This is a genomic window from uncultured Eubacterium sp. (assembly GCF_945980375.1).
In the GTDB taxonomy this organism is placed as follows: domain Bacteria; phylum Bacillota; class Clostridia; order Oscillospirales; family Acutalibacteraceae; genus Eubacterium_R.
This window is the reverse complement of record NZ_CAMFQO010000001.1, coordinates 179,204-193,101: the sequence shown is the minus strand read 5'-3', so window position 1 is coordinate 193,101 and position 13,898 is coordinate 179,204. Positions and strand designations below refer to the sequence as shown.

The window sequence follows — 13,898 nt, the reverse complement described above, 5'->3', positions numbered from 1 at the left end:
GATAGGAGTCCGTCTCGTGGGCTCGGAGATGTGTATAAGAGACAGTATAATGTATAAAAAAGAAAATATGTTAGACTATTGCCATATTATAAAAGAAAAATATTTACAATATATAAGAAAAAATCTCATTAATGTTCTTATATCTAATAGTAAATGGAAAGTTAAAATAATGTATTTGTTGTACTTTATTAAAGAATAAACGTGACAAAATCACGATTTAGACATGTAATCACAGCGTTGAAACAAAATATAGTAAGTGCTCCTTATGGATAACATATTTTAATTTGAAAGTCAGTAACGATATGAAAAATAAAGGAATTAAAAACTTAATATTTGGTTTGTTAGCACAGTTTGTAACAATATCATTAGGGATAATAATTCCAAGGTTAACTCTTGTAAATTTAGGTTCAGAGTCTAATGGTTTGCTTAATTCAATAAGTAATATTTTGACTTATATGTCTTTGCTTGAGGCGGGGGTAGGAACTGCTACTTTACAGGCTTTGTACAAGCCATTTTCATTAGATGATAAGAAATCTATAAATAGAATTATGGCGGCAACTAATTATTTTTATAAACGAACAGGGACAATATATTTGCTGATTGTAATAGCTATGTCCATAGGATATACTGCATTTATAAAAACAAGTATATCAAAGTTGTCGGTTTTTTTTGTTGTGTTGCTAAGTGGATTATCTGGAGCGATTAGTTATTTTTTTCAAGGCAAGTTCAAAATTTTTCTTAGGGCAGAAGGGAAATCTTTCATTGAAACAAATATCACTACCTTCACAACAATCGGTGTAAGCATAGCGAAGATTATAATTCTTAATTGTTATGCAAATGTTGTATTAATTCAAAGTACATATTTCTTCTTTAATCTTATCCAAATGCTGATTATTGTTTTTTACATGAGGAAAAATTACAAATGGTTAGATTTAAAGATTGAACCTGATTTCGAGGCTATATCTCAAAGAAAATCTGTTTTAGTTCACCAAATTAGTGAATTAGTGTTCAACAATATAGATGTTTTGTTGTTAACGTTTTTCTCATCATTAATGCATGTTAGTGTTTATACTATGTACGCAATGATATTCGGTATGGTGAAGTCTGTAACGGTGTCTGTATCAGATAGCTTTCTATATTCTTTGGGACAAAAATTTGATACTGATAGAAAAACATTTTTGAAATATTTTGATATATATGAAGTGTATAATATGTCTTTCACTTTTGCACTGTTCTGTATTACATATATATTGATATTACCATTTTTAAAATTATATACAGCAGATGTAAACGATATTGATTATATTGATAAGTATATCCCGATTCTATTTGTTACTTTCTATCTTATGGCAAATGGAAGAAAATCATCAAATATTGTAATAAATTTTGCACAGCATTTTGAAAAAACTCAGTGGAGAGCTGTATTAGAGACGATAATTAATTTATTGGTTTCTATATTTTTTACTGCAAAAATAGGCATCTATGGTGTTTTAATCGGTACAATTGTAGCTTTGCTTTACAGAACAAATGATATGATAATATATTCTTCAAAGTTGATAAATAGGACACCTTTAATAACCTATAAAAGGTGGATTACTAATGTAATAACTTTTGTTGGAATGGTGTTGATTGTAAATAAAATTGATTTATGGGTTGACAATTATTATCATATGATTATTACCGGTATTATATTATGTATATGTATTGTACCGTTATTTTTGATGATTAACTCTATATTTGAACCAAAAGTTGCAAAAAATGCAATAGGATTATCAATAAGTATAATTAAAGAAAAGTTTAAAAACTAATGTATATTGGAGAAAAACGAATGAAAGGTATTATTTTAGCTGGGGGCAGCGGAACAAGGCTCTACCCTTGACAATGGCACCGGCGGCAAGGACTGTATCGGAGGTTTTGTACGATACAAATACCACTCCGGATGATTACGATTTGATATTAACGGGTGACTTGGGATTTACGGGTACTCAGCTTTTGTATAAGCTTCTTGAACGCGAGTATGATATAAATATTGCCTCACGGCACAAGGATTGTGGCTTGATGATTTATGACCTTGAGGGACAGGATGTTAATTCCGGCGGCTCGGGTTGCGGAATTGTTTGTGAAAATAATGAAGAAGCATTGTACGAAGCAATAAAAAAAGTACTGATCAATAAAGAATTGCTTGATGAATACAAGGAAAAAGCAAAAATAAGAAGTAAGCTTTTTTCAGTTGAACAAAGAATAACGGATTTTGAAAGCTTAATCAAGTAAAAAAACGACTGTGACGTGGGTCACGGTCGCTTTGTTATCTGCTTTTTGATTTGTTCAGCAGGAGGGTGCTGATGAGGAGGGTTACGGGGAATGCTGTTGCAAACAGTATTCCTACCTTTAGGTTGTTGTTGAATGCCGATGACACAAAGCCCACAACGCTTGGGCCGGCTGAACAGCCTAAATCTCCTCCAAGCGCCAACAGTGCAAACATAGCGGTTGAGCCTGTCGGCAGCCTTGATGCCGAGATTGAAAATGTCCCCGGCCACATTATTCCCACGCTTAATCCGCACAATGCACAGCCTGCGAGTGATATTGCCGGAACAGGCGACAACGCAACAACCATATATGACGCAATACACACGGCAGATGCTATCGGTATCATTTTTCGCTGCGGAACCCTGTCTCCGTATTTTCCGTACAACGCTCTTGCCGTACCCATCAACACGGCAAACATTAATGTTCCTGTCAGGTCACCTACGGTTTTTGAAATCCCGAGTCCGCTACACGCAAAGGTGGAAACCCATTGAGATATTGCCTGCTCACTTGCACCGGAGCAAACCATCATAATGAACAGAATGATAAACACCTTTGATGTAAGCAATTCCTTAATTGTCATACCCTTTTGCTCCGACGATATGAGCATGGGTATCGGAACCCTTGCAAAGACAAAACAGTTTACTGCAGGAATAATTGCCCACAAAACAGCAATAACCCTCCAGTTATCTATACCGCAAAACCTGAAAAACAGAGTGCTCAAAAGTACCACGCCGACGTGTCCCCAGCAGTAAAACGAATGAAGCAGACTCATTGCCTTTTCCTTATTGTCAGACGGACAAGCCTCGACAATAGGACTGACAAGCACCTCCAAAATTCCGCCGCCGATTGCCGAAATCATAACCGACAGCAATAATCCGACAAAGTGATTGCTCAGTACAAACGGCAAAACTGCGAGGCTTATCATACCGAGTGATGATAAAAAATGTGCCGCAATCATTGAAGCGCGATAGCCTATTTTGTCCAAAACCTTTGCGGACAGAAGGTCCACCAAAAGCTGAACGGAAAAATTAAAGGTTATCAGCAACGTGATTTGCGACAGCGGTACAGTAAATTCATTTTGAAATTTTACAAAAAGCAACGGTGCAAAATTGTTTATGATTGCCTGAACTATGTACGCACAAAAGCAGGCGTTAATTGTTGATTTGTAGCTTTGCTTCATATTTTCTTCCGTTGCCTATATTATTATAATGATAATGCGATACACATACCATATCCATTATACCACAAATACAGATTAAAACAATACTTTTATTAGCATTTTTCGTGGGGTATAATTATTATAGAGGGTAGAAGCATACTCTCGGTTTGGAGGTATTAGTGTGAAAAATCACACTATTCCGATTATATTGCCCTCAAAATTTGCCTGTGGCATAATTTTGAGATGGCTGAATTCCCATTATACGCCTTATCCGGCTACAATAAGGCGTTAGGAATTTTTAATACTACTATTTGTAGCCGGAAAGGCTATGGGAATTTGTATGATTAACATTACAGCAAGAGGCTTTGACCTTAAGCAAGGCACAAAGGACGGAATTGAAAAGGAGCTAAAGAGAATTGAAAAAATGCTTCCCGATAACGCATCGTTTGATGTTACCATAAGCAGGGCTCATGATGAATATAAATGTGATATTACCGTAAAGCATGTAGGCTCATTCATTAGAGGTGAGGCTGTTGCAGAGCGTATTGAACCGGTAGTTGATATGGCTGTAGATGACCTTAAGCGTAAGCTTCGCAAGCTGAAAACCTTTTTTGTGGACAAAAAGCGTAAGGGCGGTATTGATGAAATTGCCGGAGCATTTGAAAGCTTTGACGACGATGTGGCTATGGACGACTTTGATCAAGTCTACTATGACTCGGTGGACATTGCAAGAACAAAGCACATCACCCCAAACATTATGACGGATGACGAGGCGATAGTGCAGATGGAAATGCTTGGCCACAGCTTCTTTGTTTACCTTGGAATTGACGGCGAAACAAAAATTGTATACAAAAGAAAGAACGGCTACGGCCTGTTAGTGTGCGAATAATTATTGGCTCCTCGGTCTTAATCGACCGGGAAGCTCAGACTGTCGATAAAGTGGGCTGAAACACGCCATATACATATAAATAAAACAAACCGATTTGAGCCTCACTTGTGTAAAGGGAGGTGGCAACGCGTATGCGTTGACGGAGGGATTGTAAAAGCGGCTTAGACATCGAATCTAAGCCGCTTTTGGCGTTTTTCGCCTTTTGCTCGGTCGAGGTACCCTCGTACATCTTCCCTCGCAAAATGCGAAATTCAGCTCCATTTCTCAACAGTCTACCAGCGTGTCGAAATTTATAATTTGACTTTTTCGACACGCTGAACTCCTCGGTCTTGATTGACCGAGGATATTTTTTATAAAGTAAAATGGTATGCAATGACAGTAAAATGGTTGCAAATATAACATCAATTTGATATAATGTTTTCAGTATTTTTATAAGGGGAGTATTATGAAAAAGATAAAGAAAATTACGGCGGTTTTGCTAAGTGGTGTTATGGCTGCAGGCATTGCCGGATGCGGTGCTACCGAGGAGCAAAAGGCGGCCGTTCAGGAAATATTTACCGACAGCTCAAAAATAAGCTACAGCCTTGATTACACACAATTAAAGGATGACGGTAAAAATAAAACAAAATCCTGGCGTCAGGGCATGGTTTCGGGTAACGGTATGCAGGGCTTTGTGGAAAGCGGTTCTCCGTACGAGGACACCTTTATTTTCCAAAATATGCACTTTATTATGCCAAACCCAAATGTGCGTTACTGTCCCGATACATCAAGCGAGCTTGAAACTGTTAAGCAAAGTATTGTTAAGGGCGAGGATATTGTTGACAATGCTTCATACGATGATGTTTACAGATTCCACCCGGGCGGTCAGTTAAGAATTTCTATCGACGGCTCCGGCGAAAAGGATTATGTTCGCTACACGGATTACGAAACGTCACAGGTCGGCGTTAGGTTTACGGATGACAAGGGCACCTGGGAGCGTTCATCATTTACCTCGATGGCAGACGGCGTTGTTATTACAAGGCTTTCGCAGTCGTCGGAGGCTTCATTGCTTAATTTGACGCTGACTATGGATGACCTTGCAAGCATGGCTAACTTCGGTGACGGCGACGAGGTTAATATGAAGTATAAAAAGGTTGTGGACATCAATGCTAACAGTATTTCCATGGTTGCCCACTATCCTAATTACGAAAACAGCGAGCTTAAAAACGGAGGCTATGCAACAACAACCTATGTTGTAACCGACGGCGCAAGGGAAAAGGTTGAGCTTGAAAAGAATATTGATGAAGAGATCTTCTGCGGTCAAAACAGCGGTATAAAAATCAGCGAGGCAAGCTATGTTTATCTTGTTACCGTCAGCGACAGAGCATATGATATGGGCAGTATTGATGAATTTGAGGATCAAAATTCATATGCACTTGTTGATGACCTTGTTGCAAAAACAAAGGCGGTTGCAGATAAGTACAAGAGTAAGGACGGCTTCAGCTACGAAAAGGCACTGAAAAGTCATCTTGACATTTATCAGCCGCAGTTTGATGCAGTTACCCTTGAGCTTGAGGACAGCGACAAGTCAAACGAGGAGCTGTTAAGGGAGCAAAAGGGTGCGAAGAAGCTTTCTGCCGAGCTTGCACAACGTTCATATTATGCAGGCAGATACGCATATCTTTGCTGCTCGGGCTATGCAACAAGCCGTTTGTACGGTATGTGGACAGGTGAGTTCAATACAGGCTGGGGCAGTAAGTATACAATGGACGCCAACGTAAACCTGCAAACCTCATCAATGAACACGGGTAATATGTCATCAACCCCTATCGGTTATACATACTTTATCCTGCGTCAGCTTCCCGATTGGGAGGAAAACGCAAGGGCTACTCACGGATTTACAGATGCAATTCAGGCACCTGTAAATACAGACGGAGACAAGGCGGTTATTACCGAAACCTGCTATCCGTATCCGTTTAGGTATTGGAATGCAGGCACCTCTTGGATGATTCAGCCTTTGTTTGAAGCATTGCAGACCTATGGTAATATTCAAATTCCGCTGTCCGATGAATTTGATTTGACCAAGCTAAAGTCGGTTTTGTCCATTGATGATAACGACATTGCAAAATATAACAAGCAGGGCTATATGATGCTTGAGGAGGATATTCTTCTTCCACTTCTTACTAAATCTGCAAATTATTGGGATCAGCTTTTGAGCCCGGAATACTACACCGACAAGGACGGTGCAATCCACTACGAGCAGGGCAAGACCTCTCTTAATGACGGCGAAACCTATTGCATTTTGCCGTCGTACTCTCCGGAAAACAATCCGTCAAATTATCCAAGCCCGTCCGATGCAAACTGTGCTATTGATATTTCAGCCTGCAGAGACAACCTTGAAATGCTCAGAAAGGTTATGGCTGATGTTACTCCCGATGCTGATTTTTCAAAATGGCAGGAGATTTTGGACAAGCTTCCTCCATATCTCTATGACGAAACGGGTGCTCTGAAGGAATGGGCAACAACAAGCTTTGATGAAAATAATGAGCACAGACATTTGAGCCACCTTTACTGTGTATGGCCACTGTTTGAAACTCAAAAAAATCCCGAGCTCGCAAAGGCATGCGTTCAGGCTATTGCAAACAGAGAAAGCGAAAACGAGGCTTCTCACGCACTTGTTCATCGCTCACTTATTGCGGCAAGGCTTAAGGACAGAGAGGCGTTGTCGGATGCACTGCTTAAGCTTCAAAATCATAAGATAAGATATGATTCGCTTATGACAAATCACGACTACGATCAGGGCAGCTGCTATTGTACGGACTTTGCTATCGGTTACCTCGGCATAATTAACGAGTCGCTTGTGTATTCCAATACGGGAGAAATTGAGCTTCTTCCTGCTTTGCCTACATCGGGCTTTGACAAGGGCGCAATTAAGGGCGTTAGAGCAAGAACAAGAGCTGTTGTAAACAGTCTTGAGTGGGATATGCAAAACGGCAGTGTTGAGGCAACAATCACATCTGATGTTGACCAGACAATTACCGTTTCATATAACGGCAACGAAAAGGTTGTAGAGTTTAAGGCGGGCGAGCCTCAAACAGTCAATTTTTAATTAATACTAGGGTAACGGTAATAATCCAAACCACGGTTTATCGTGGCAGATATTGCCCTTACTCTTTGTTAAAATACTCGTTAATCCGAAAGGATTAACTGCGTTTTTGCCTCGATTAAGACCAAATCTGCACACGATAAACTGCAAAGCATCAAAAATGCTTGGAGTAAAGATGAGATTTGGCATCTTGAGATGGCAGCCTTGCTGACGCAAGGCAACAGCGAAAGCGACAAATATCGCTTTAATACTGCATTTTTGACGGGTTCGGATTATTACCGTTACCCTACCCTATTTGCTACGATAGGGCTTAAAATAATAAATTTGTAGCAGAAAGGCTATGTGAACAGATATGAATATTGTATGTTTGGATATGGAGGGCGTTCTCGTCCCTGAAATTTGGGTAGAATTTGCCGAGGAGGCAAACATTCCGGAGCTTAAGCTTACAACCCGTGACGAACCGGATTACGACAAGCTGATGAATTACAGATTGAAAATTCTTAACGAGCACGGTATGGGACTTAAGGAAATTCAAGATGTTATTGCAAAGATTGATTTAATGCCGGGCGCAAAGGATTTTTTGGATGAGCTTCGCACAATCACACAGGTTATCATTTTGTCGGATACCTTTGAGCAGTTTGCCGCTCCGCTTATGGAAAAGCTTAACTGGCCGACAATTTTCTGCAACACTCTTGAGGTTGCAGATGACGGTAAAATCACAGGCTACAAAATGAGGTGCCCAAAGTCAAAGCTTACAACCGTTAAGGCACTTCATTCTATGGGCTACGAAACTATTGCAAGCGGTGACAGCTTTAACGATTTGGGTATGATTCAGGCAAGCAAGGCAGGCTTTTTGTTCAAGACAACAGATGCTATCAAAAATGATTATCCTAACATTCCTGCTTATGAGGAATATGATGAATTGCTTGAGGCAATAAAAAAAGCATTATGATTTAACCGATTACGGCTCCTCTTACAAATAAGGGGAGCTGTCGCATTTTATATGCGACTGAGGGGATTAATGCTTTCATAATATTTTTCTTGCTTTTCCTTTGGTTTTATATTATAATCTCCTTTGTCAGTTCGCAAAATCCTGACCAGTCACATGCCTGTGGCTTCTAAAAACAAAACTAAAGGAGAAAATTGAAAATGAGTATCAAAAAGAAAAATGCTTTTATTGCACAAACTGCAATAATCGGGGCAATGTACGCTGCGCTGACCTATGCGCAAAACCTTATTTTGCCCGGCACAACAACAATGGCTGTTCAGTTCAGGGCATCGGAGGCACTTAATGTTTTGGCGTTGTTTACCCCTGCGGCTATTCCGGGGCTAACCCTTGGCTGTGTGATTTCTAACATTGCAAGCATCGGTCAAGGCCTGCCGCTCGATATGATTTTCGGCTCGTTGGCAACGCTCGGCTCTGCAATTTGTATGTATGCGCTGAGGAATGTTAAGCTTGGCAAGTATCCGCTTTTGGCAATGCTTATGCCTGCTGTATGGAACGGTGTAATCATTGGATGGGAAATTGAGCATTTCTTTATTGAGGGCGACTTTGAATTTGTAGGATTTTTAACTCAAGGTGGTTTGGTTGCCTTGGGTGAGCTTGGTGTAATGGCGGTGCTCGGAACGGCTCTGTACTTTATCATCATCAAAAATAATCTTAACAAAACGGTGATTAAAAAGCCCGAATAAACACAAAAATAACACTCACATCCGGAGCGAACGGATATGAGTGTTTTCTTTTTGTTTAATCATTAATGGTGCTCGTGGTGATGGTTGCAATTTGCCTTGCTGTTTTGCACCATACTTCCGTTAAGAAATGAGATTACCGCACTGTCACAGTTACCCGTGTTGCCGGCATAAATTGTAATTCCTGCGGCTTCAAGTGCATCTACTGCTCCCTGGCCGAGCCCTCCGCAAATCAGCACATCAACCCCTATTTCCTTGATGTAGCCTGCAATACCGTGGTGAGTATGCTTGCCCATGCTTTCAAGGTGAACCTTTTGGATTTCTTTGCTTTCGTTTGTTTCGTAAATCTTCATATATTGGGTTTTGCCAAAATGCTGATTGATTACCCCGTTATCATATGTTACTGCAATAATCATTGTTGTGCCTCCTTAATAAATTCCTTGACCTCCTGCGCCCTTTGCAGTCCCTGCTTGTAGCCAAGCTGATAAATAGCCTCAAGCTTTGAAACATCTCTTTCAAGCGTAGATGTGCCGAGCGGGGCAGTCGGTCTGATAACAAGCGCCGTGCCGTTTTCTTCTGCCTCATTAACAAGCTCAAGCTGTTTGTTATACATAATATGTCTGTTAACAACAGCCTCGCCGATTTTTGGATATTTTTTGAAAATACGCTCTGCCTTTGGATTAACAGGCTCCTTAACATATCCCTTGTGCTGAGTAAGGATGACAACGGCTTTTTGGCATCCGTCATCAAATGCATGCTGTAACGGGATAGAATCAACAAGACCGCCGTCAAAAAATTTTATACCGCCGATTTCAACCCCGTTTGTAATTCCCGGAAGAGAACAGCTTGCCTTTAGCTCAGGACAGCCGTCTCGCATACTTTTGGGATAAAAATATTCGGGCTTGCCTGTTGTTGAGTTTGTTGCCACTGCACAAAGCACAGTGCTCTTTATATTTTCATCAAAGGCGTCCTGATTAAGCGGCAAAATATCGTAGGCAAGCTCGCCGAATATCCAATCGGTGTTTAGAAAGCCGTGCCCCTTAAGCAAATTGCTTATGCCCATATATCTTTTGTCGTTAACATAATTTATTTCCAAATCGTGCTGTCGCCCATGGTTGCCTGCAATAAATGAGGTTGCGTTACAGCTACCTGCCGATACTCCTATTGTATAAGGGAACCTAACATCGTTTTCCATAAAAGCGTCAAGCACACCGCTTGTGTATATTGCACGGTTGCCTCCGCCTTCAAGGACCAAACCTACATTGTACATATCTATTACCGTCCGTTAAAAATAAAGAGCAACCTTAGTTGCTCTTTGATTATTCAGCGTCTGCCTTTGCCGGCTTTTTGTTATTTTTCTTTGGGGCAGCCTTTTTCTTTGGCTCCTCCTTTACAGCTTCCTCTGCCTCAGGCTCGTTTTCAACCTCAACAATTTCAATCTCATTATCACATTCAAAGAAATCGTTATCGTCAAAATATTCCGGCTGCTTTTTTGCAGTAAGCTTTTGAACTGCTACATATACAGCTGCGGCAACAGCAACAAGAGCAGCAATAACACTGATAACCTTTATGATTTTCTTGAAATTCATTATTATGAACCCCCTTAAATATTCTACAATTATTATAATATCACCCTGTGTTAAAGTCAAGCAATTTAACCAACTATTTACATTTGAATATTGGTAATAAAATATTATATACTTTTTTGTATTTTAATGCTATAATATAGAAAAGACAGGGTGACGGTAATAAGTATGACTAATGAACAATACATTGAAGCAATAGAAAAAAGACATTCTCGCAGGGCGTTCAAGCCAAAGCACCTTGCAGATGATGTTAAGGATGTAATTAAGCAGATGGTAGACGTTGTTAACGAAAGTGCAGGGCTTGACTTTGTTTTTGTTGACGATGCCACACCCTTTTTCAAAATATTCAGCGGAAAATTCAGTATGATAATAGTTGCCGGACCTGACAGCCAAAAGGCTCGTGAGGATTGCGGCTACTACGGAGAGAGCATTGTTTTGCAATGCGTGTATCACGGTTTGGGCACATGCTGGGTCAGCGGTACATATAACGAAAATAAGGTGTACGAAAGCTTTGATTTTCCAAGTGAAAAAAGAGTGTATGCTGTTATTGCAATCGGCTACGCGAGGGACAGATATTCCATCGTAGAAAAAAGTATGTATTCTGCCACACACAAAAAGAGCAAAAGCTATCAGGATATGATTGAGGTTTGTGACGAAAAGCTACCTGAAGCATATTCCTATGCCTTAAAGCTTGTGGAAAAGGGACCGTCCGCGGTGAACAGACGACCTGTAAAATTCAGATACGAAAACGGAATCTTTTCCGCCTATGTTGATGAGCCTTATTCGGACAAAAGCATTGATTTCGGCATTGCAAAGCTTCATTTTGTAATAGGCACAAGGGCAAAGGGCATAAACGGTAAATGGAGCCTTGAAAATGTTTTTGAGGTTTCGGAGCCTCAACGATTAAAATTTGAACCAAAGGAGAATAACGATGAACAGTAAGGTAAAGCTTAGTAAAGGAAAAAAGATATTGATTGCGGTGCTGTGCGTTTTTTTGGCACTTGTAATTGTGATAACCTCGGCAGGCGCAATAGTGCTTAGGGAATATTGCAAAACAAAGGACTATCAAATTACCGCTATCGGTGACAATCTTGAACAACGTCCGCTCCTTGTGGCACACCGCGGCTTTAGAGGATATGCTCCCGAAAATACGGAGCCTGCATTTATAGAGGCAGGCGAGGCAGAGTATTGGGGCGCGGAGTGTGATATATATCGCACCAAGGACGGCGTGTGGGTTGTTCATCACGACCGTTCAACCTATCGTATGATGGACATCAGCAAAATGATTGAAAGCTCAACCTACGAGGAGCTTTTGGACGGATATACCGATAACGGTGTGAATATCGACAAGTACCCAGAGCTTCGTATTTGCAGATTTGTTGACTATATGAGAGTGTGCAACAATTACAATATGCGTGCCGTGATTGAACTTAAGGAGGATAATAATCAGGAATACTATAACGAAATAATTGATATTTGCAACGAATATCCATTGGTTAATATTACCTTTATTTCCTTCCAATTCAGCGACCTTCAGGCACTTCGTCAAGTCACCGACAAGCCCCTTATGTATCTTGTTAAGGAAATTAAGGATGAAGATATTGAGCTTGCAAAATCACTTGAAAATTGCGGTATTGATTTTGACGGCAACAATCAGGCAAATTACGATAACGACAGCGCAATGATAAAAAAGTGCAAGGACGAGGGCTTGAATATGGGCGCCTGGACTATTAATGATATGGACACCCTTAAAAAGCTTTTGGAGCTTGGCGTTTATATGATTACAACAGATTGCATTACTTATTAATATGTATATTGTGGACATTCGCAAGAATGTCCCTTTATGTTGTGGTTGAACAAAGGGCTGAATTTTGGTAAAATATTTGGTAGGCAATAAAGAGCAATCCGAACCGTGGTTCAAATTGGCTGATTTGCTCTTACTCTGTGTTAAAAATACTCGGAATACAAAAAGTATTCCTGCGTTTTTGTGCCTTGATTAAGAACAAATCAGCACAATTTGAACTCGCAGACCAAAAATGCTTGAAGTAAAGATGAATTTTGGATTTTGAGATGGAAGCCTTGCTGACGCAAGGCGACAGCGAAAATTTCAAAAGTCGCTTTAATTCTGCATTTTTGGCAGGCTCAGATTACTCTTTATTGCCTATGTGAAAAGAGGTGAGCAAAATGCTTTATCAGGTTGTTCCTGTCGGTGATATTTGGCAGGAGGGTATGGTTGCAGTTCCAAAAAAAATTGCAACGCATTATCTAAAGCTTGCAAGTGAATATCAGCTAAAGGCATTACTGCTCATTTTGGCAGGCAATGCTCCGTGCGACAGCAAGTATGTTGCAAAATGTCTTGGATGCACCGAGGCAGATGCAACCGATTTTTTGGAGTTTTGGGTTGAAGAGGGTGTGCTTTGTGTTAACTCAGAGGGTGGAATCTCACCTTTAGAACAAGGCGTTCTAAAGGCTGAAAGCAAGCCTGTAAGCACCGAGCCCGTAAAAGAAAGTGTTCCTGTTCCGCGCCTTAATCCAAGCGACATTGTTGCTATGTGCAGAGATAACAGGGAGCTCACCTTACTTGTTCAGCACGCACAGGAAATATTCGGCAGAACAATCAGCCATGTTGAGCAGGAGCTGATTATAAATATGGTTACATATTACGGTCTGCCGTGTGATGTTGTGCTTGTTATTTTGCAGTATTACAAATCCGAAAAGGAAAAGGGCAGAGCTATCGGCACGGCATACATCGCTTCTATGGCAAAAAGGTGGAGCGAGGAGGGCATTGTTACCCTTGAGGCTGCCGATGAACAGCTGAAAATGCTTGAAAGCTCCGACAGGCTTTGGAACGAAATCGTGGCAATCAGCGGTGTCAGTCATCGAAGTCCTACTGTTAAGCAAAGAGAAATGATTATGCGTTGGAGCGATGATTTTGATATTCAAATGATTTCCATTGCCTGCGATATTATGAAGGAAAACACCGACAAGCCTACCCTCAGATACGTTGATACCGTGCTGAAGAATTGGAAGAAAAAGGGCATATTTACTCCCGATGCCGTTGCAAAGCAGGAAAAGGAGTTCCGCGACAAAAAGGAAGCAAGGCAAAAGCCTGCTATTGATGAAACATACGATATTAATGAAATTAACCGTCGTGCAATGCTTAATGATGATTACGATATATAA

General features: G+C 40.5%; 15 protein-coding genes. 10 read left to right on the top strand and 5 right to left on the bottom strand.

Annotation, left to right across the window (positions count from 1 at the left end; all coding sequences use genetic code 11):
* Positions 1-302: 302 nt before the first annotated feature.
* The 3 genes from Q0P34_RS00930 to Q0P34_RS00925 are packed head-to-tail and all read left to right on the top strand — an operon-like array spanning position 303 to position 2,271.
* Positions 303-1,808, top strand: coding sequence for a sugar isomerase (locus Q0P34_RS00930; RefSeq protein ID WP_294951568.1), 1,506 nt, complete (start codon positions 303-305; stop codon positions 1,806-1,808).
* Complete coding sequence (locus Q0P34_RS08425; protein WP_366783424.1) at positions 1,808-1,879, top strand: sugar phosphate nucleotidyltransferase; 72 nt, start codon at positions 1,808-1,810, stop codon at positions 1,877-1,879. The genes Q0P34_RS00930 and Q0P34_RS08425 overlap by 1 nt, the downstream gene beginning before the upstream one ends.
* Before the next feature lie 2 nt (positions 1,880-1,881).
* The gene (locus Q0P34_RS00925) at positions 1,882-2,271 is read left to right on the top strand and encodes a hypothetical protein (RefSeq protein ID WP_294951567.1); all 390 of its coding nucleotides are present in this window, start codon (positions 1,882-1,884) and stop codon (positions 2,269-2,271) included.
* A gap of 34 nt (positions 2,272-2,305) precedes the next feature.
* Here Q0P34_RS00925 and Q0P34_RS00920 read toward each other — a convergent pair whose 3' ends face one another.
* Positions 2,306-3,487 (bottom strand): MFS transporter, encoded by a 1,182-nt coding sequence (locus tag Q0P34_RS00920; RefSeq protein ID WP_294951565.1) that lies wholly within the window; start codon positions 3,485-3,487, stop codon positions 2,306-2,308.
* A gap of 319 nt (positions 3,488-3,806) precedes the next feature.
* On the opposite strand from Q0P34_RS00920, the gene Q0P34_RS00915 reads away from it, so the two are divergent.
* Positions 3,807-4,355, top strand: a complete 549-nt coding sequence (locus Q0P34_RS00915; RefSeq protein WP_294951563.1) for an HPF/RaiA family ribosome-associated protein — start codon at positions 3,807-3,809, stop codon at positions 4,353-4,355.
* A 445-nt stretch (positions 4,356-4,800) separates the two neighbouring features.
* Positions 4,801-7,443, top strand: a complete 2,643-nt coding sequence (locus tag Q0P34_RS00910; protein WP_294951561.1) for a glycoside hydrolase N-terminal domain-containing protein — start codon at positions 4,801-4,803, stop codon at positions 7,441-7,443.
* A 6-nt stretch (positions 7,444-7,449) separates the two neighbouring features.
* Here the strand turns inward: Q0P34_RS00910 and Q0P34_RS00905 are convergent, their stop codons facing one another.
* Positions 7,450-7,629, bottom strand: a complete 180-nt coding sequence (locus Q0P34_RS00905; protein ID WP_294951559.1) for a hypothetical protein — start codon at positions 7,627-7,629, stop codon at positions 7,450-7,452.
* A 163-nt stretch (positions 7,630-7,792) separates the two neighbouring features.
* On the opposite strand from Q0P34_RS00905, the gene thrH reads away from it, so the two are divergent.
* Both thrH and Q0P34_RS00895 read left to right on the top strand, forming a co-directional pair.
* Positions 7,793-8,392: a bifunctional phosphoserine phosphatase/homoserine phosphotransferase ThrH gene (gene thrH, locus Q0P34_RS00900; RefSeq protein ID WP_294951557.1), complete on the top strand. Its 600-nt coding sequence runs from the start codon at positions 7,793-7,795 to the stop codon at positions 8,390-8,392.
* 197 nt (positions 8,393-8,589) lie between these two features.
* Positions 8,590-9,132, top strand: a complete 543-nt coding sequence (locus Q0P34_RS00895; protein ID WP_294951555.1) for a QueT transporter family protein — start codon at positions 8,590-8,592, stop codon at positions 9,130-9,132.
* A gap of 62 nt (positions 9,133-9,194) precedes the next feature.
* On the opposite strand, the gene Q0P34_RS00890 is transcribed toward Q0P34_RS00895, so the two are convergent.
* The 3 genes from Q0P34_RS00890 to Q0P34_RS00880 are packed head-to-tail and all read right to left on the bottom strand — an operon-like array spanning position 9,195 to position 10,718.
* Positions 9,195-9,545 carry a NifB/NifX family molybdenum-iron cluster-binding protein gene (locus tag Q0P34_RS00890; RefSeq protein WP_294951553.1) on the bottom strand — a complete coding sequence of 117 codons (351 nt, stop codon included), beginning with the start codon at positions 9,543-9,545 and terminating at the stop codon, positions 9,195-9,197.
* Entirely contained in the window at positions 9,542-10,399 is an 858-nt protein-coding gene (locus tag Q0P34_RS00885) for a patatin family protein (protein WP_294951551.1), read from the bottom strand. Before Q0P34_RS00885 ends, Q0P34_RS00890 begins: the two co-directional genes overlap by 4 nt.
* Positions 10,400-10,448: 49 nt before the next feature.
* Complete coding sequence (locus tag Q0P34_RS00880) at positions 10,449-10,718, bottom strand: hypothetical protein (RefSeq protein ID WP_294951549.1); 270 nt, start codon at positions 10,716-10,718, stop codon at positions 10,449-10,451.
* A gap of 165 nt (positions 10,719-10,883) precedes the next feature.
* Here Q0P34_RS00880 and Q0P34_RS00875 point away from each other — a divergent pair, with 165 nt between their 5' ends.
* The 3 genes from Q0P34_RS00875 (at position 10,884) to Q0P34_RS00865 (ending at position 13,898) form a co-directional block, all read left to right on the top strand.
* Positions 10,884-11,657, top strand: coding sequence for a nitroreductase family protein (locus Q0P34_RS00875; RefSeq protein WP_294951547.1), 774 nt, complete (start codon positions 10,884-10,886; stop codon positions 11,655-11,657).
* A complete protein-coding gene (locus Q0P34_RS00870; protein ID WP_294951545.1) occupies positions 11,647-12,522 on the top strand; it encodes a glycerophosphodiester phosphodiesterase family protein in 876 nt (291 codons plus the stop codon). The genes Q0P34_RS00875 and Q0P34_RS00870 overlap by 11 nt, the downstream gene beginning before the upstream one ends.
* A 377-nt stretch (positions 12,523-12,899) precedes the next feature.
* Complete coding sequence (locus Q0P34_RS00865) at positions 12,900-13,898, top strand: DnaD domain protein (protein ID WP_294951543.1); 999 nt, start codon at positions 12,900-12,902, stop codon at positions 13,896-13,898.